An 18773-nucleotide genomic window follows, 5' to 3' on the forward strand; every position below is an offset into this window, starting at 1 on the left:
AGCGATTAGTCGCTCGACTCTCTTGACGTAAATCCCTGCGTCAACCTGCCGGATGCAAACAACCTTTAACGGTTAATTACAAGCCCCATCAGGCTACTGTTCTAGCACGATGGGGCTATTTGAATTTTCGATACTCCCAAGGCGAGGTAAATTTACTATCGCTCCAAACGCCACGCCGTCTACTTTTTGCCTCCGTTTCTGCTTGCTCGATCGCGGCAGAACTCGGACAATCTTTGAAGTAAGGACGGTAGGCTAGGGCGAGTCCTTCTTTTGTTAAAACTTCTTGGATAAAAACCCCATCTTTGGTGCGAACTTCCGCAACTTTTCTGCCGTAGCGATCGCTATCCGTTATCGTTAGAACAATACGATTGTCGCTAGTTTTTAATAGTTCTTCGACTCGCTGCTGCGCTCGACTTCCCCACTTAAACTGATTGACATCGACGGCGCGTTTGCTAGACCGTTCTTTCGCTGAATGGGGAACTTCTGGAGCATCGACGCAGGCAAATCGCACGGTGATTTTTTGACCTCCCGGTTCGAGAACGGCAAGGGTATCGCCATCGCTGACGCGCTCGACAACTTGACCGGAATCGCATCCGCTTGATAATAATAGGAAACAGGTTCCTACTAAACTTAAAACTAACTTTCTTGTTTCAACCATGAATGCTCTAAGATGACGACTGTTTGAAAATTTGAAAACTCGCGCAACTGAAAAATGGTTCTAAGTAGGCGGTTGTAATTAAATAGAATGCGGAGAGGGCGGGTTTTGATGTCTAGATCGCTCTCATAACAACAGTTTCAGCTAAACCCGCCCCTACAGGTCTTGTTAACTTTTTTTATGCCCCTTACTTAGCAGTTCTATTAAGATAAGATAGAATCGAATGGCACTGATTTAAGGCTGGTTGGCGCTGTCTCACCCTACAAAATCATCTGTAGAGACGTTGTATACAACGTCTCTACGGGCGATGTGTTTTTTCTTAAGTCAGCGCCATTTAAGATAGAATCTCTCGATTTTAGGATAAAACCTCCTTATAGAATACCTCAACGTTTTTGCGATTTTAGAATTCATTTTATCACTAAATCTAGCAATAACGATTATCATCAAAACATTAAACTCGCATCGCCCAAATTTCTGTTCCTGCTGCAATTTGTTTAACTCCTAACGGAACAATGGCTAAAGCATTGGTTTGAGCGAGGTTAATTAAGTTGCTCGAACTGTGACTGCCGCCCGCAACAACAAAGCGGTAATATCCATCTATAAGCTGTACTTTTCCCCACAAATAAGTTTCGCGCTGCATCGCACCTTTTAACTCAAATTGGGTTCTGACTTTAATCAATTCCGGACTCCAATTTGTTGCCAATCCCGATAGTTTTTTGAGGGCAGGCAGGACGAATCGCCAAGCCGTGACTAAAGCGGAAACGGGATTGCCAGGGATGCCAAAATAGAGGCAGGATTTATCTTTGCGGGCAAAAGTAGCAACGGTTAAAGGTTTGCCCGGTTTGATGGCAACGGATTGGATGTGAATTGCGCCGCCGAGTTCTTGTAAGATGCGATCGATATAATCGTAATCGCCGACGGAAACGCCGCCGGTAGAGAGGACAAAATCGGCGCTGGCAATGGCATTTGCGATCGCGTCTTTTAATTCATCGGGGCGATCGCGGACTATCCCCAATTGTAGGGGAATGCCGCCATTTTGCGCGACAAATGCAGCCAGTGCGTATTGATTGGAATCGACAATCTGCCCCGGTTGCAGGGTTTTTTCCGGTGAGACTAACTCATCGCCGGTGGAGAGGATGGCAACGCGGGGACGGCGGTAAACGGTGAGTTGGGTGCATTGGGCGGCAGCGAGAACGGCAATTTCTGGGGCTGCGATCGCGATTCCCGCCTCGAGCAACGTCTCCCCCGCTTGGTAAAATGAAGCGCGATGGCGCACAAATTCTTGACACTGCGGCGCTTGCAAGATTGTGACTCGATTTTCCTCCCGCCTTGTCTGTTCCTGCATCACAATCGTATCCGCGCCCTCCGGTAAGATTGCGCCCGTAAAAATGCGCGCCGCTTGCGCCATTTCGACTCGTTTTTGCGGTTGAACTCCCGCCGGAATTTCCTCAATAATATCCAGCGTTACCGGACAAGATTGTACGTCTGCATAGCGCACCGCATAGCCATCCATCGCCGAATTATCCCAATGGGGAAAATCCAAGCTGCTGGTAACATCGGTTGCGAGAATGCGTCCCGGTGCGGCAGTTAAATCGACGGTTTCTACGTCAATTTCGCGATCGAGGGCAGAAACAAGTTGTAAGATTTTAGCTTCGGCTTCTTGAGATGAAATCATAGGGACTATTTATAACGTTTGCGTATTTTTTGAATCAATATTTTATCTGTAGGGGCATTGCACTGCAATGCCCTAACGGGACTTTGACAACTTTGCGGCACAAAAAGGGCTGAAAGCCTTGTTCCACGCCGATTTTACGTCGAAGGCGTAAAATCGGCTCAAACGTAGTTGTAGTCAGGGTTCAGGTGTTTTCGACCTAATTTTATTGATATATAAGGCTTTCAGCCCTTTTTGACTTAGATTTTTGTCAAAGTCCCGCTAATTGGTGCGGAACTCGAAGGAACTATCGCCCGTGAGTTTCATCCAACTTTTTAATAAATTATAAGGTGGGCAAGGCTATTTAGTTATCCCCATCGCTTTTTCCTCAACGTCGCCTTGCCCACCAAAACCGTTATGGTGGGCGTTGCCAATTTAAAGTTGTTCCTTAGATTTGAAGTTGTTGGCGCAATGACCAACTTACAGAAACTATCTGGGAAGTTGACTTAATACGGTTTCGAGTTCTTGGCGCACGCGATCGAGTTCTTGGCGTTTTTGTTCAAGCCACGCTTTTTCTAACTCGCGTTGTTCAAGAGTTGCCAGCATAGCTTTTTCTTGTTGCGCTATTCTGCTCTCATGAACAGCAATTGCTTTGGTCATTATTTCGTCAGTCTGTTCTACTTTTTTATCAAACGCTTCTCCAATGATCTCGTTGATCTTTTCAATGTCTGCTGATGACTCTGAAAATTGCTGCCAACCACTCTCAAAAACCTTAACTCTAATTGCTGTATCGAAGTCCAGCACATTGCCTATCCCTTTACCAATCAGGCCGCCTCCGAATAAACTACCTATAAGTCCTAGGATTGGACCTGCAAAAATAAATGCTGGTATAAATAATGCTGCTCCCAAACCAGCCAGAGCCACCCCTCCCATAATATTTTCTTCTTCAGCACTTTTCTGTTCTCTGCAAAATATCCAATTAGAATCAGAATTCATCAAAGTGTCCCCAGATTGAAAAAAGTTATGTTTAATGGCTTGTGAATTCTTGTGTATTTCACGATCGAGAATTTCAATATACGGTTTTAAGATTTCCTGTTTTAACTCAGTTTCAATCCATGATTCTAATTCTGTAGATAAGTTTTGATTGAACTGATTCACATAATCTTTTATGAGCTTATCTTTACTCCATATTGCTGAATGCTCGGATGTCCAATTTTCAGCTTTTTCTGCTAAACGCTCTAGCAATCCGTCTAACCAGTTATCCCAAGATTCTCTGATTTCGTCAACTGCTGCTTCTCTCAAGTCGTCTGCAAATATCTTTAGTTTTGTATCTCTTCCACTTATTTCACCAATTTTTTCGATTGTGACTTGTATAGATTCATCTGAATTTTCTATATTGCTGTCCATAAGTCTTTCAAATCGATTGATTTCATCATAAATGTATTGGCTTAAGTTGCTGATTCTAGCAATTAGTTGATTTATCTTTATGATGCCACACTCATTGCTCAAAAATTCTTCAACTGCCTCAGAAAAAGACTTAAAGCTAAGCCAAAAATCATTTTCATTTTTTTCTAAAATTGCTTCTAGAGCAGCCTGAGCAGAGATATAGTGAACGCGATTTTTTTCTCGAACAATTTTTTGCTGTTCGTAGACAAACTTTTCAATGCGACGCTTAACATCCTGAAAATCTTTTTCTCTACGCAGCAAATCGATAAAATTGACAACTATAAAAAGATTATCCGTAGGTTCCTCAACTCTCCCGCCATTCAGTTGTATTCTTAAACTATGAATTAAATTTCGCTCCCCTTCTGTGAGAGGACGCGAAGCATTTGTCAAAAAAATAACTGCATCAGTTTCTTTTAACAATTGTTGAGTCAACATTGTGCGAGCCGGATGTTCATTTAGACCGGGAGAATCAACAATTTCTACTCCATAACGACACATATCTAGATCCGGATGCTCTAAGACAATTTCCACTAATTCGGACTTAAGCAGTTCTTCTACTTCATCTTCCAATGCTACTTCTTCAGAAATAGTTGCTTTTTCTTGATATTGATCAAACGGAATCTCTTCTTCGCGCCCATCTCTATAACAGCAAACTACTCGTTTTTGTTTTCCATATTTCAAAACTGTAACCACCCCACTACAAGGGATTGCTCTAACAGGCTGAATTTCTTCGCCTAGTAAGACATTAAGAAGTGTTGACTTACCTTGACTAAATTCTCCTACGACTGATAATCGAAATCGTTGGGATTTCGATTTTTCATGAATTTGCTGAGCCTCTTCTGTCAGCATTGGTGAAAGAAGTTTTCGCTCTGTACATTCAGAGATAACATTAAGAAGATTATGACTAATCGTTTCTAAACATTTGAGATACGACTTAAATCTCTCAAGATTATGGTGAGATAAAGCCAAATTGTTGCACGTATTTTCGTGATAAGATGCCTTTGGCAATTTATCTATGATTTGACTCGCTGCTTGAAGAAATGCAGGCTCTAATTTGTGAAAACGAGTTGGGTCTAGGAGAAAACGAACCTCATTTAAAGCCATTGGCTCGAAATCGCAATGATCAGTAAATCCAGATTCCAACACGGACAGATATCGCAGATCGATGCTCAACAAATTAGAGACGACTTGTAAATATTTCCGCTCTTGTTTATCTATATTTCCATCTGCTGCTGACATTTTATAACCCAAGCCGATTAACAGTAGCTTTTCTGGTTCTGAGAGAGGAGCAGTCAGAAGTCTAAAATTTTGAGATGTTGTATATATTTTTTGTTCTCGTACACCTTTTAGCATTAGTTGAGTTAATTGTCGTACACTCCCCTCAAGTGGGATAAATTGGTTGAGAGTTTTCTGAAGCTGCCGCTTCTCTTCTTCTGTCACCTGCCCATCTGCAAAGATTACACCTAAGAGGAGCGTTATTAAATTAGCAAGGAACAATACAGTTGGTGTAATATCCCGTTGATTGAGCTTCTGTCCAGTAATGCGCGACAGGAGTTCAACTACCTCAGATCCAATACGCAAAGTATCCATATGTTCGCGACGTAACTTAAGCCTGTATCTGATTTTATCTATAAATTCCCCATCTAGGTTGATTCTGAGTTACTCTTTTCAAGAAAATACTCGCCAATCCCAATTCCAGTGAGCCAAAATAGAACTTAGCTAAGTTAATTGCGCTTCTATTTTTAAGTAAAAATGCTGAATTTTGTCTTTCCTCCTCAGATTCAAGCGGGTATCGCCTCCGGTGCTTACGAGGTCGTCCGCCAGTCTGCTACAGGTCAACTCATTGGACTTGCTAGAGATACCGCGACAGGTCAGTTTGTGGGTCATGCGGTTGGTATGGTAAGTAATGGCATCCCCTTAAATCCCATCACTGTTCCCATGCAGTTCGCGCAGATGTATCAAACACATCGAGGGTTTACCGCAACGCTGAACGGGATTAACGCTATTCAGTCCAGCTTGGGGGTTTTGCAAGCAACGACGGCGGTTATTGGTGTTGGTGTGGTGGCGACGGCGGCACTTTCAGCGGTGAATTTGTGGCAAACGCTGAAGCTGAGAGAAGATCTTAAGCAATTGAAGTTAGATGTTCGAGACGGTTTTATCGATCTCAAACAAGCGTTGCGCGACCAAGGAACCGATATTATCGAGCATATTGATGAAGTTGCGCGAGATATAACATTTCAACAACATCGCTTGGAGTTGATTAAAGCTTACGGACGATTTCTCGAAGCAAGTAAATTGATGAAAACGGCGCTATCGATTCAGGACTCGATCGCGAGAACGACTGAATTAGCCAACGCGCGACAAACGTTAAGCGAAGCTTTAGCGATTTACAATAATCCTCATTTGCTCTCAGAAACCTGCGCGGCAGGTCAATTGCGGCGATTTGAATGCGCTTGGGCGATCGAGCAAACCCTGGCTCTATCCTACCAACTCCAGGGCGAACTGGCGGCGGCCAGCGATCGCGTCTCCTACCTGCGCGACACACTCCAGCAAAATTGCCTCGCCGTTGCGAACAACTGCGAAACGGAAGAAGAGTTGGAGTTCCTTTTTCCTGAATTAACCCGCATTCATCACCACGATCTCGCCGTTCTGGAAGTGTGGCAAAATCAAATGGATTGGGCGCGATCGCTCTCTCCCTCGGAACGGCAACTTCTTGCCAGTGCAGATTTTAACGATGCAGAAAAGTTTGAAAATGGCAACAACGCAGCAAGTTTAGCCAAACCCCCAGAACTGACTCTCTACGAAGAATTGCAGCCGAAATCGCATCCCGACTCCCTAAGCGACCAACTCAAATTCTTATTCTCTTCGAGTCTGCGCCGACAGTACGAAACCTACATTAGCGAACAATCTGCGGCAGTGGGTTACAAAGCTTTAGTTCCCGCGAATTTAGAAAAAGCATCAAATTTAGCTGTAGCGAATCTTTATTGGTATTTTAAGGTCAAGCAAGAATCAGAACAAGAGGAGGCGGTAGCAGTTTGAACAAGCCTTTTTCGATACTAGCGTTCTTTGACGAATCAAGTTTCTCTACTTCGTTGAACTATATCGATTAGACTTGAGATTGGATGGTACTGAATTCAAGGATGGAAGCGATACCCCTCTCTAGTCTCCCTCACCCCCTCGCTGAAGTCATACCAATTCTCATTGATTTTGCACAATTCCAGAAGAGGGCATAGCAGTGCTATGCCCCGGAGAGCAAAAAATTTAGTGCATCGCGATTGAGAATTGGTGTCAGTGCCATTGGACTGGAAATTGAATGGTTCGCCGATCGCAGTTCGCTATTGTTAAAGATGTACGACGACAGACCTAAACCCAAAAGCTTCCCGCGCGTTCCCTTCGAGCGCCGCACCTATGCCTTTTTAATTGATTTTGTTAGCATTTGGCTCGTCAGCGCAATGGCAGGAAACTGGGAGTTTCAAGCCATTGTGTTCCTCGCCGCTTGGTTCGGGTTGCGGGTGATTTGGGTGGGGCGCAACCAGGGGCAGAGTTTGGGCGGTTGGGCGATGGATGAAAAAGTTCTCGATTTGCGCTTTCGGCGCGTTCCGGATCTCGTGACGCTGGCAAAGCGCGAAGCCATTCTCGGCGGGACAGCACTACTGGCGATGGCGGGGTTGAACCTCTTTTTTACCAACTCATTTAGTACGCTCTTATTAGTCTCGCCCCTACTGGCAGACTGCGGCGCGGCGTTCACCGACGACAGCTACAACCAAGCTTTTCACGATCGCATCTCCGGTACAGTCATCATTCAAAGCAAGCGCGGCTTTTCCCTCGACCTCCGTGTAAAAAGAGTGCTTGATGAATTAAAGTATCGTATGCGAAAATAGTAAATTGTGTCTCAATTCGATCGAGGTCGTATAAGTTAGAACATGGCCAGCAAAAAGGGCGTAAGACTGATTATCACGCTGGAATGCACCGAATGTCGAACCAATCCCGACAAGCGTTCCAACGGCGTTTCCCGCTACACCACCAGCAAAAACCGTCGCAACACGACAGCGCGGCTAGAACTGAAAAAGTTCTGCACGCACTGCAACAAGCACACGGTTCATAAAGAAATCAAGTAATTTCCCCGTTTCATCCAGATATCCATTTATTTCAACTATGGCTTACTTTCGCAAACGTCTTTCCCCCATCAAACCGGGCGACCCCATCGATTATAAAGATGTGGAACTGCTACGCAAATTTATCACCGAGCGAGGCAAGATTCTGCCGCGTCGGATTACGAACCTGACCTGCCAACAGCAAAAAGATTTAACCACAGCCATCAAACAAGCGCGCTATCTGGCACTGCTGCCTTACGTTAACGCTGAAGGCTAGTTTGGCTGCGGAAAAGTCAAAATTTTGAGGGTTGAATTCGGAGGTTCGCTCCGAACGCAATAGAGCCAAAAAAATTTACAATGCTGCTGTATGAGGGCAGTTTGTGACATTTTTAAACAGTCGCTCGAAACCGATAGACACCGATGGGTGTCGCGATCGCGGAATGCAACATTGCACATGAGGAAGCGCAAAATCAGTGGAGAAGGGAACGCCGATCGAATTTAGAGTCCAAGGAGAACGCCGTCTGGCCGTTATCGACCGTCCGGAAGGCAAAAAAAAATGGATCGTTATCGACGAGCGAGGTCAGGCGCATTCCCTTCCCCCTCAGCGCATTGAGTACGCGATCGAAGGCGAGATTTGCAAGCCGACAGAGCTAACGGCGTTGCGAGCGGGAATTGAAGATTATCTCGATCCTTCCAGTTTAGAAGTGGCTTGGGAGTTACTGGTAGAAGACGGGACGGGAGTCACCCCCGGAGAACTCGCCCAGTTACTCTTTTCCGATACGAGTCCGTCGCTGTGTTATGCCGCGCATTTGCTTTTGGCGGACGATAAGGTTTATTTCAAGAAAAAAGCAGAACATTACGAACCGCGCTCTGCAACTCAGGTTGCTGAAATCAAGCATCAACAAGAAGTCGAACGAGAACGCCTTCGGGAAAAGGAAGGATTTTTCAATCGGGTGCGCGAAGCCTTAGCGGGAGAAGCGGTAGAGTGGCAAGAGAGCGATCGCGCGCGCTTAGAAGCGATCGAAAAACTCGTCCTCTATCCCGAACAAACCCATCGTCTCGCTCAAGAACTTTTAGAAGCCTTGGGACGCACTGCAAGTCCCCAAACTGCCTTAGAGTTGTTAGTAGAACTCGGTCGCTGGAGTCCCCACGAAAATCTATTTCTGCGCCGTAGCTCTTTTCCGACTTACTTTCCTCAAAAGGTTCTCGACGTGGCTCAGCAACGCTTGCAGTCTCCTCCACCGGATTCCGAACGCGATCGGCTCGATTTAACGCATCTAAAAGTGTATACCATCGATGACGAAAGCACCCGCGAGATCGATGACGGTTTGAGCGTTGAATTTCTCGAAGGGGGAACGGCAAAACTCTGGATTCACATCGCCGACCCCACCCGTTTAGTGGCGATTGGCGACGATCTCGACCTAGAAGCGCGCCGCCGCAGTACCAGCCTTTACCTGCCGACGGGAACGATCCCCATGTTCCCCGAAGCTTTAGCGACTGGGCCGATGAGTTTAGTGCAAGGACAAGTTTGTTCTGCCCTCAGTTTTAGTACGACGCTCGATAATACCGGAGCAGTCCTCGACTACAGCATTCATGCCAGTCTGATTAAACCGACCTATCGCCTCACCTACGACGATGTAGACGAGATGCTGGAGTTGGGCATTACCGCAGAGCCGGAAATCGAACGACTGGCGACGCTGGCTGATTTGCGCCGTTCGTGGCGACATTCCCAAGGTTCGATTGACATCCGGATGCCGGAAGCCTCGATTAAGGTTAAAGGCAACGAAGAAATCGAGATCGATTTATTGGACGATTCGCGATCGCGCCAACTCGTCGCCGAAATGATGATCCTCGCCGGGGAAATCGCCGGACGCTACGCCCTCGAACATAATATTCCCCTACCCTTTCGCGGACAAGCACAACCCGAACTGCCCCCGGAAGAAGAACTTTTACTGCTTCCCGCCGGGCCGGTTCGCTTTTGCGCCATGCGTTGCCGGATGCCGCGCAGCGAGATGGGAATTACGCCCAATCGCCACGCCGGTTTAGGTCTCGAAATTTACACCCAAGTCACCTCGCCGATTCGCCGCTACACCGATTTGCTGGCGCACTTTCAACTCAAAGCCCACCTGCGAGGAGAACCGCTGCCCTTCGAGCCGTCGCAACTGCAAGAATTGATCTTTAGCGTTACTTCTTCGGCTTACGAAGCCACGTTAGTGGAACGACAAACCAATCGTTATTGGGGGTTGGAATACCTGCGCCGTCACAGCGATCGCGTTTGGACTGCCTTGATGCTACGTTGGTTGCAAGAAGATAATAACCTCGCTTTGATTTTGTTAGAAGATTTGGGCTTGGAACTGCCGCACCGCTTTAATCGCAACGCTAACTTAGGCGAGCGTTTGAATGTTCGCGTTGCTAGTGCCGACCCGAGGCAAGATTTCATTCGCTTCCGGGAATGTTTGCCCGAAGAAGCGGCGGCATCGATGATTTAACCTTTGGATTTTAGATGTGTTATTTTGAATTTTGAACGAATAGCCCTGAATTAAAGCGGGTAGGCGCTTTCCGCCCTATGAACTCCTCCCCTCCCCCCCTCTCCCCCTCTTCCTCAAGCGATCGCTTTAATACTTCTCAAATTGTTTGCCTGGAGGCTGAGAAGACATACCTCTACGCCGAGGTTATTCAAATCATTCCCGATCGCCAGATGTGTTGGGTACGTCCTTTACTCTTAGCAATCTTTAACGAGTTTGAACTTGACAAAATCTACGATTTGCGTAGTGCTTCCGATTTAGTCTGGCCCGATCGCTTTTTTCGAGCCGCGATCGATACTGAAGTCATTCCCCTCATCGTCGAACTCGAAGCAAGTAGCACCGTCATTCGGGAGACTAACCTTATTCGCCCGCAGTTGCATCGATTCCTCCAACGCATCTGGCAAACTGAATAATTGATAATGGACAACGTTCGTACAAATTGATTGCTCTCTTGAGGCAAAGCCTCCTTTAAAATTGACAATTGATAATGGATGAATGGCACTGAAATAAGAGTTGAAAAATCGCCCACAGCCTTGATATTTTGTAGGGTGGGCAGCGCCCACCAGCCTTAAGTCAGTGGCATTCGATAATGGATCGTGGTATGGAGTTTATCGCTATCAATTAAAACAGTTTTTGTGCGACTAACGCTCCTAGTCCAATACAAATCGCACCGAAAACCGGACTACCCAACCAATACAGAAAAGCTTGCTTGGGTTCGCCCACCTCAAATAACACATCAGCATCTAATTCATACGTTGAAAATGTCGTATAAGACCCCAAAAATCCCACTAATACAAATAATTTTAGCGCTTGGCTTGCAACCATTGCTGATAAGAGTTGGCTAGCAAAACCTATTAAAAATGCGCCCGACAAATTCACGATTAAAGTTCCATAAGGAAAACGAGCGTCAATTTTTTTGGCACTAAATATCGCGATATAGTAGCGGCTTAGCGCTCCGGGAATAGCGCCGAGCGCGATCCAAAAAGGAACGAGAAAGGGAGAATTCATACGACTTGTTGGTTAAGTTCTGATGCACCTATTACTAAAACTATAGCCCTAATACCAATTCCAAATCGCGATGCACTAAATTTTTTGCTCTCCGGGGCATAACAATGTTATGCCCTCTTCGGGAATCGTGCAAAATCAATGAGAATTGGTATAAGTAGGTTGACGAAAATAACCTTAACATGAAGAGGGCGGGTTTTGACTGCTGAAGAGGCATTCAGCTTTGAGTATTATTTTTTATTTTCAAACTTTTTCTTGCGATAAAGATTCCTCCTTTCAGAGCGACAAATCCAAGCAAAAAACTGCCCGCCCAATAAACACCAAAACCGCCTAATTTCTGCTCGTTTAACAGCGTAATACTTTCGAGTTCGTAGCTCGAAAATGTCGTGTAAGAGCCGAGAAATCCCGTCAAAAGAAATAAACGTAGATCGGGATAAAAGCGTAGGGATTTTGAGAGCAATATTGTTGCTAAAAATCCCATCATTAAGCAGCCCGTGATGTTAACGATTAAAGTGCTATAAGGGAATTGAGTCCCTAAAATATTGGCAATTCCTAAACCCAAATAGTAACGGCTTAAGGAACCCGCGATCGCGCCGAGTGAAATCGCAGCGATCGGGCGAAAGCGCGCACTTCCCTTAACAATATCTTTGAGACTCAACTTAACTAATACTCCCTGGATGTGCGCTAACAGTCCCGACTGGTCGGGGAACTCAAACAACGCCAGAATATTTAGCTCGATCTGTTAATATCCGAGCGGAATGTTAAGATGCGGGTTGCTCCTACAGTGAATTGAAAACCCAGTTTCTCGAGCTTTGAAAGCAAGAAACTGGGGTTATTGCTATTTACAGAGCAAGCGCATCTAGCTCGCAAGTTCGCCTGCTACTCGCGTTACAGTTTCGGTACGAACTGTTCCTTTTCAGGAATATCTGCATATTCCGAAAGGATTTGGCGGAACTCGTCGCCATCGAGCGTTTCCTTCTCAATTAACAGATCGACCAAGCGATCAACTGCGGCGCGATGATCCCGAATAATTTGACGAGCGATTTGATGTCCTTCTTCGGCAATCGAACGAACGCGATCGTCAATTTTAGTCGCGATCTTTTCAGAATATTCAGAACGCGAAACCAAACTATTGCCTAAAAATACTTCTCCGGCTTGATCTTCAAGGGAAATCGGCCCCAAATCGCTCATCCCGAAGCGCGTGACCATTTGCCGCGCTAACGCCGTCGTTTGCTGCAAGTCGCCGCCTGCACCCGTCGTGACTTCCGCATCGCCGAAGATTTCTTCTTCCGCCGCGCGTCCGCCCATTGCGCCCGCAATACGCGCCATTAATTGCGCCCGCGTCGTCAATCCTTGTTCTTCGCCGGGAGTGAACCAGGTCAAACCTTGCGCTTGTCCGCGCGGAATTAAGGTGACTTTTTGTACCGGATCGTGGTCTTTTAAGAGAGTACCGACGATCGCGTGACCGACTTCGTGGTAAGCAATCAAACGCTTACTCTTACTATCCACCAACGGCGTACCTTCCATCCCCGCAATGACGCGATCGACCGCATCGTCGATTTCTAACATCGTCATCGCCTCTTTGCGCCGCCGCGCGGTTAAAATTGCCGCTTCGTTGAGCAAGTTTGCCAAATCTGCGCCCGTAAATCCGGGAGTCCGTCGCGCGATCGCTTCAATCGAAATTTCCGATGCTAGCTTCTTATTGCGCGCGTGAACTTCCAATACCTTCACGCGACCTTTCAAATCCGGCGCATCCACCGTCACCTGACGGTCGAAACGTCCCGGACGCAACAGCGCCGCATCCAACACATCCGGTCGGTTCGTCGCCGCGATAATAATAATCCCCGTATTGCCCTCAAAGCCGTCCATTTCCGTTAACAGTTGGTTGAGGGTTTGTTCGCGTTCGTCGTTACCGCCGCCAATCCCAGCACCGCGCTGGCGACCGACTGCATCGATTTCATCGATAAAGATCAAGCAAGGTGCATTTTCCTTCGCTTTCTTAAACAAATCGCGCACCCGCGACGCACCGACACCGACGAACATTTCGACAAATTCCGAACCGGAGATGCTGAAGAAAGGAACGCCCGCTTCGCCCGCGATCGCTTTAGCTAGCAGCGTTTTACCCGTTCCCGGAGGCCCGACGAGCAAAACACCCTTGGGAATGCGCGCGCCGACTGCCGTAAAGCGTTCCGGTTGCTTGAGGAAAGTCACAACTTCTTGCAGTTCTTCCTTCGCCTCTTCAATCCCCGCTACGTCGTCAAACATTACGCCCGTCTTCGCTTCCATCATGAAACGCGCGCGCGACTTGCCGAAACTCATCGCTTGTCCCGGACCGCCGGGAATATTGCTAGAACGGCGGAATAGGAACAGCAGCGCGCCGAGTAACAGCACCGGGAAGATTAAGTTCCCTAAAAATCCCCACAAAGCGCTGTCATTGCGCGCAGGGTGAGATTCTAGGGCGACGTTCTTATCTCTAAGCTTGGCGATTAGATCCGGTGCGTTTCCGGGCAGATCGACGCGCAGCAGTTGAATGCGGTTGTCGAGTTGCGGATCTAGCGCTTGGACGATCGCGGTACGCCCTCCTTCGTAAAGATCGACCCCCACAATTCGTTCTGCATCCAGGTATTCTAGGAAGCGACCGTAAGTCATGCGCGTACTCGCGGCGTTATTGCCCATATTACCCGCCGCCGGGGAAAAGGCTCCCTGCCAGACAAAGAAGCCGATTAAGAGGGGAAGTAGGGACCACAGAAGGATTACTTTCCAGGAAATTTTCATTTTGTATAAGTTCTATAAGGTCTGTCGATGGATTTTCTTAAGAAATTTGGCGTTTTAACCCAACGAGCGAGGGTTCTATTACCCAAAAATGCCTAAATTGCATCTCAAGCTTAATTAAATTTAACCTAATTTTCAGTTTTCTCGCAACCCGATGGGGGCGAAGGGGGAGTCGATTTAAGCCCGGGTAGGCTCGGGAAGACAATCTAAATATTGCCGACAAGCATTGAAAATACGCCTCTTCCCACTCAGAAAAGAGGCGCATCGTCAAGCAAAATTTAAGTTTCTTAAGCGACGAAAAACGAAACGGGCATCTTAGTAAACTTCAACGTGCCAGCGTTCTTCCTTCTTCAGTTGCTTGCGGAACTCATCCCAATTCATACCGCGCTTCGACGCTTCATTCGTGAAAGTTTCGCCAATCGGCGGTTCCATTCCCTTCAAACCGCACATATAAACGTGCGTCTTCGGTTTTTGCAGCATCTCGAACAGTTCGTCGGCGTTTTCGCTGACGCGACTCTGAACGTACATTTTGCCGCCATCGGCTGCATTTTGTTCGCGACTGATAGCATAGGTGAGGCGGAAGTTATCGGGGAATTCCGCCGCCATTTTCTCGAGTTCTTCTTTATAGAGAATATTGGCCGTGTAAGGAACCCCGAAGATCAACCAAGCTAAACCTTTGAACTTGTAACCTTCGTTCTGTTCTTTAAACATCCGCCAGAGGAAGGCGCGGAAAGGCGCAATCCCCGTTCCCGTTGCCAGCATGATGATGGTGGCATCTTCATCGTGGGGGAGAAGCATCTCTTTACCCACAGGTCCAGTAATGGCGACATCAGCACCGACTTCGAGGTTGCACAAATAAGTCGAGCAAACCCCGTAGACGGTTTCGCCCGTTTCCGGGTGCTTGTACTCCAGTTGGCGCACGCACAGGGAGACGGTTTCATCGTCCACGCGATCGCCGTGACGGGTCGAAGCGATCGAGTACAATCTCAGTTTATGAGGTTTGCCCTTATCATCTTGTCCCGGCGGAACGATACCGATACTTTGACCTTCCAGATAACGCAGGTTGCCTTGAGAGAGGTCAAATGTTAAATGGCGGACTGTTCCCTGTCCCCCTTGGGCAACTAGCTCGTAATTCTCCAGACACTTGCCCATGTAAGGGTTTTTGGGCTTATAAAGATTAACCGGAATATCTTCGGATTTAGCTTCTGATTTGGCCTTGGCTTGAGTCATAGGTTCGCTCTTGGGTGCGGGCTTCGCCGGCCGCGCTTGAGGTTTATAATCCGCATCAAACGGCTTGATGCTGACAATTTTGCCTCCCAAGCGGGTAATTCGCCGCATTTCCTGATTCATGCGTCCATAGGGAACGAGCAATTGAATCGTACCACTCTGACGAATGGGGTAGCCTGCTCGATCGGTTTGTTCGTTCTGACTCAGACCTTCCACTTCGTAGACGAACAATCGGCTGCTAAAGGTTGTATTACCGGGATAAGTACCAGCCGCGCTAGAACTATACATCACTACTTAAGGATCTCCCAACTCGGATTGAATGTTATGTGTCCCAGCACTGGCGCTCCCCAAATCGTTAATGGCGATCTCGAGATCGAAGGGGTGCGTCGCAGTCGAGACAAGTCCGTATAACTTCAGACTACCACTGGTAGCCGCTCGAGTTGCTGCGGTCGGTCTTGAGAGGCAAAATTTCTAGAGATTTTCTGTAGTTGAGACTAGCCCGAACTCGAAAGGCATACTGTAAAGATTTAAGCAATTTTATATTTTCTTTATCAAAACGGCTCGAGCTACCGTAGCATAGGTACGGGGCAAAATTTTTTCCCGCTCGCTCGACCTTGTAGGAGAACTCCTGTTTTGGTACAATTTCTCAATAAGTATCTAGTATTAAAGACTTACTAGGTTCGTTGTGTAAATTTACGGGCGGGAAATCCAGCAAGCCGGAGATATTTCGGTGCGGAGGGCAGATTCTCCCCTGCTTGGCGCGATTTAAGAAAATCAGTTTTGTGTTTAGAGGGAAGCTATGGTATCTCAATCGGATCGCGTGGTTCTCATTGGAGTCGCTGGTGACTCTGGATGCGGTAAATCCACCTTTTTGCGCCGCTTGACGGATTTATTTGGTGACGAATTTATGACGGTGATTTGTCTGGACGACTATCACAGTCTCGATCGCAAGGGAAGAAAAGCGGCGGGGGTGACTGCACTCGACCCCAAGGCTAATAACTTCGACTTGATGTACGAACAGATTAAGGCGCTTAAAGAAGGCAAAGCGATCGATAAACCCATCTACAATCATGAAACCGGAGAGATCGACCCGCCGGAGCGGATCGATCCCAATAAAGTGATCGTGGTTGAAGGGCTTCATCCTTTGTTTGACGAGCGCGTGCGCAGTCTGCTCGATTTCAGCGTTTACCTCGACATTAGCGATGAGGTCAAAATCAACTGGAAAATTCAGCGCGATATGGCCGAGCGCGGTCATACCTACGAGGACGTATTGGCTTCGATTAATGCCAGACGACCGGATTTCAGCGCCTATATCGAACCGCAGAAGCAGTATGCAGATGTCGTCATTCAAATCGTGCCAACGCAGTTGATTGAAGACAAGGAAAGCAGGTATCTGCGGGTTCGCCTGATCCAACAAGAAGGCAAACCCCATTTCCGCCCCGTTTATCTCTTCGACGAAGGTTCGACCATCGATTGGAGACCGTGCGGTCGTAAGTTGACTTGTTCTTATCCCGGCATTAAGCTCTACTACGGCCCGGATAGCTACATGGGCAACGAAGTTTCGATTCTCGAAGTGGATGGCGAGTTTGATAACCTCGAAGAGATGATTTACATCGAAAGTCATCTGAGCAATACGGCGACGAAACATTACGGCGAAATGACCGAGTTGTTGCTCGCGCATAAGGATTACCCGGGTTCCAACAATGGCTCGGGCTTGTTCCAAGTTTTGGTCGGTCTCAAAATGCGAGAAGCGTATCAAAACCTGACGGCGAGCAGTGTGGAAGAAAAGGTCGTAGCAGCGGTTTAAGCTCGAAACATTCCCTGAATCCCGCACTTCGTTACATAACCAACAAGTCGCAAGGTCGAATAAAACACTAAGATACAGCGCGCCCCGGTTCCTCGTTTCTTTCTAACAGAGGAGCCGGGGCTTTTGTTGCGGCGATCGCGCCGAAGGGCTGTTAATCGTCGAGACTATCGAGACTGAGCGGCACCAAGTCGCCGTTTGCAGTCAAACCTAACATCATTGGCTCTTTTTCAGCAATAAACTTACCCGTCAGTACGCAGCGTTCGTCCCTGTTCGCGATCGCTTCAATTGAGGCGCGGATATCGGCTTGCGAAAATTGAGGTCGATAAGAGCCGGACTTTTGCTGGACGTAATTCCACAGTACATCTCGAATCAGCGCTTGGTATCCCGTACCGCCAGAGAGTTCTTTGAGTTTGTCTTTGAGGTCTCTTTCCAAGCGGATGCTAGTCACTTCCATATCGGTGGTTGAAGTTCGAGTCAGGGTACGCATCATTTTTTTTCTCCAAAAATACTAGACATTGCGATAATACAAGTGTAGTATTAAAGAGCGGGGAATTTCAAGAGTCTCGAGAAATTCCTACACTCGCTCTCAAAAAAAAGATCGATTTTTTAGAGCTTGGTTTCCGGAATCGCGTTGCCCCCGCTTGTAGCTTACTCCGAAGCGCCAGCGAGCGCCTTTGAAAAAAACCCGTTATCAAATCCTTAAACCTTTAATTTCAAGAACGCCTTCAGTGAAAAACCTTACCGTCCTAACCGCCCAACACTTTGCCTCCGCTCTCAGACCGGGATCGTCGGCGACAAAGGATTGGGATTTTTTGTGGGTTGGGGGCGAGTGCATAGGTCGGACGCGGATGGCAGATGCCAAACCCAATCAACCCAGTATTAGATCGAGCAACGATCGCCATTATCACGGCTTCGGAAATTTAGAACCTGAAGTTAATCAAACCAGCGGGAGGTACGAGTCCCAAGCGACTGTACCGATAATAAACTAAAACCCTGTAGTCGGTTTGTAGTACCCCCGCTGTTCCTCCCAGGATGCGGGGGTTTTTAGTTTTAACCGATTCGAGCCAAGGAGCGCCGAAATGTTAAGTCAGTCCGTTGTCGTATTTTCTAAAAACTATCTACCGATCAGTCGCGTTAATATCCGTCGCGCCTTGGTTCTGTTAGTTTCCGGAAAAGCCGAGCCGGTTGATTTTCTAGTCCGGGAACCGTGGTTGGTGCGATCGCCAACGCAAATCTTCCCCGTCCCCCAGCACATTCGCCTGCTCGTTAATAGCGGCGAACGAACTTGGAAAGTGCCGCCGGTGAATCGTCGGGAAGTGCTGCGACGAGACGCACACCGCTGCCAATACTGCGGCAGCACCAAAAAGTTAACGCTCGACCACGTAATTCCCCGTTCCAAGGGCGGAAAACACACCTGGGACAACGTAGTTACTGCTTGCGAGCGGTGCAACTCCCAAAAAGGCGATCGCACTCCCCAGCAAGTGGGAATGAACCTTCGCTGTCGCCCCCAAGCCCCACCCCACCCCGCTGTTACCTTTGCCGACCAGTTCTGGCGCGAACAGCAAGTTAACCTGGAATAGCAGGAGAGAAA

17 protein-coding genes are annotated in these 18773 nt (G+C 47.4%); 9 read left to right on the top strand and 8 right to left on the bottom strand.

Translation table 11 applies throughout. The features are described 5' to 3' along the window. Positions 1–115: 115 nt before the first annotated feature. The 3 genes from H6G50_RS03995 to H6G50_RS04005 all read right to left on the bottom strand — a co-directional run bounded on the left by H6G50_RS03995 (position 116) and on the right by H6G50_RS04005 (position 5342). On the bottom strand, positions 116–658 hold the full coding sequence (locus tag H6G50_RS03995; RefSeq protein ID WP_190713514.1) for a thermonuclease family protein: 543 nt from the start codon (positions 656–658) through the stop codon (positions 116–118). Positions 659–1106: 448 nt separating this feature from the next. After that, positions 1107–2330 carry a gephyrin-like molybdotransferase Glp gene (gene glp, locus H6G50_RS04000; RefSeq protein ID WP_190713516.1) on the bottom strand — a complete coding sequence of 408 codons (1224 nt, stop codon included), beginning with the start codon at positions 2328–2330 and terminating at the stop codon, positions 1107–1109. A gap of 465 nt (positions 2331–2795) precedes the next feature. Further along, positions 2796–5342: a dynamin family protein gene (locus H6G50_RS04005; protein ID WP_190713518.1), complete on the bottom strand. Its 2547-nt coding sequence runs from the start codon at positions 5340–5342 to the stop codon at positions 2796–2798. A gap of 162 nt (positions 5343–5504) precedes the next feature. Here H6G50_RS04005 and H6G50_RS04010 point away from each other — a divergent pair, with 162 nt between their 5' ends. The 6 genes from H6G50_RS04010 to H6G50_RS04035 all read left to right on the top strand — a co-directional run bounded on the left by H6G50_RS04010 (position 5505) and on the right by H6G50_RS04035 (position 10784). Then, complete coding sequence (locus H6G50_RS04010; RefSeq protein WP_190713520.1) at positions 5505–6791, top strand: hypothetical protein; 1287 nt, start codon at positions 5505–5507, stop codon at positions 6789–6791. A 236-nt stretch (positions 6792–7027) separates the two neighbouring features. Further along, on the top strand, positions 7028–7633 hold the full coding sequence (locus H6G50_RS04015) for an RDD family protein (RefSeq protein WP_242032701.1): 606 nt from the start codon (positions 7028–7030) through the stop codon (positions 7631–7633). 42 nt (positions 7634–7675) lie between these two features. Continuing rightward, complete coding sequence (gene rpmG, locus H6G50_RS04020; RefSeq protein WP_190713522.1) at positions 7676–7870, top strand: 50S ribosomal protein L33; 195 nt, start codon at positions 7676–7678, stop codon at positions 7868–7870. A 37-nt stretch (positions 7871–7907) separates the two neighbouring features. Next, on the top strand, positions 7908–8123 hold the full coding sequence (rpsR, locus tag H6G50_RS04025; RefSeq protein WP_190713524.1) for a 30S ribosomal protein S18: 216 nt from the start codon (positions 7908–7910) through the stop codon (positions 8121–8123). A gap of 196 nt (positions 8124–8319) precedes the next feature. Further along, on the top strand, positions 8320–10335 hold the full coding sequence (locus H6G50_RS04030; RefSeq protein WP_190713526.1) for an RNB domain-containing ribonuclease: 2016 nt from the start codon (positions 8320–8322) through the stop codon (positions 10333–10335). Positions 10336–10412: 77 nt separating this feature from the next. Continuing rightward, positions 10413–10784, top strand: coding sequence for a hypothetical protein (locus tag H6G50_RS04035; protein WP_190713528.1), 372 nt, complete (start codon positions 10413–10415; stop codon positions 10782–10784). Positions 10785–10992: 208 nt separating this feature from the next. Here the strand turns inward: H6G50_RS04035 and crcB (H6G50_RS04040) are convergent, their stop codons facing one another. The 4 genes from crcB (H6G50_RS04040) to petH form a co-directional block, all read right to left on the bottom strand. After that, positions 10993–11379 carry a fluoride efflux transporter CrcB gene (gene crcB, locus H6G50_RS04040; RefSeq protein ID WP_190713530.1) on the bottom strand — a complete coding sequence of 129 codons (387 nt, stop codon included), beginning with the start codon at positions 11377–11379 and terminating at the stop codon, positions 10993–10995. Positions 11380–11593: 214 nt separating this feature from the next. Continuing rightward, complete coding sequence (gene crcB / locus H6G50_RS04045) at positions 11594–12034, bottom strand: fluoride efflux transporter CrcB (RefSeq protein ID WP_199302690.1); 441 nt, start codon at positions 12032–12034, stop codon at positions 11594–11596. Between the two features lie 230 nt (positions 12035–12264). Continuing rightward, positions 12265–14151 (bottom strand): ATP-dependent zinc metalloprotease FtsH2, encoded by a 1887-nt coding sequence (ftsH2, locus tag H6G50_RS04050; protein WP_190713532.1) that lies wholly within the window; start codon positions 14149–14151, stop codon positions 12265–12267. Positions 14152–14463: 312 nt separating this feature from the next. After that, on the bottom strand, positions 14464–15663 hold the full coding sequence (gene petH, locus H6G50_RS04055; RefSeq protein ID WP_190713626.1) for a ferredoxin--NADP reductase: 1200 nt from the start codon (positions 15661–15663) through the stop codon (positions 14464–14466). Between the two features lie 511 nt (positions 15664–16174). Between petH and H6G50_RS04060 the strand changes: the two genes are divergently transcribed. Continuing rightward, complete coding sequence (locus tag H6G50_RS04060; RefSeq protein ID WP_190713534.1) at positions 16175–17182, top strand: phosphoribulokinase; 1008 nt, start codon at positions 16175–16177, stop codon at positions 17180–17182. Positions 17183–17333: 151 nt separating this feature from the next. Here H6G50_RS04060 and H6G50_RS04065 read toward each other — a convergent pair whose 3' ends face one another. Next, positions 17334–17669: a hypothetical protein gene (locus H6G50_RS04065; RefSeq protein ID WP_190713628.1), complete on the bottom strand. Its 336-nt coding sequence runs from the start codon at positions 17667–17669 to the stop codon at positions 17334–17336. A 187-nt stretch (positions 17670–17856) separates the two neighbouring features. Between H6G50_RS04065 and H6G50_RS04070 the strand changes: the two genes are divergently transcribed. Both H6G50_RS04070 and H6G50_RS04075 read left to right on the top strand, forming a co-directional pair. Continuing rightward, positions 17857–18171, top strand: coding sequence for a hypothetical protein (locus H6G50_RS04070; RefSeq protein WP_190713536.1), 315 nt, complete (start codon positions 17857–17859; stop codon positions 18169–18171). A gap of 90 nt (positions 18172–18261) precedes the next feature. Further along, positions 18262–18762 carry an HNH endonuclease gene (locus H6G50_RS04075; RefSeq protein ID WP_190713538.1) on the top strand — a complete coding sequence of 167 codons (501 nt, stop codon included), beginning with the start codon at positions 18262–18264 and terminating at the stop codon, positions 18760–18762. The last annotated feature ends 11 nt before the right edge of the window (positions 18763–18773 follow it).

The sequence above is a fragment of the Oscillatoria sp. FACHB-1406 genome (assembly GCF_014698145.1).
Taxonomy (GTDB): domain Bacteria; phylum Cyanobacteriota; class Cyanobacteriia; order Cyanobacteriales; family Spirulinaceae; genus FACHB-1406.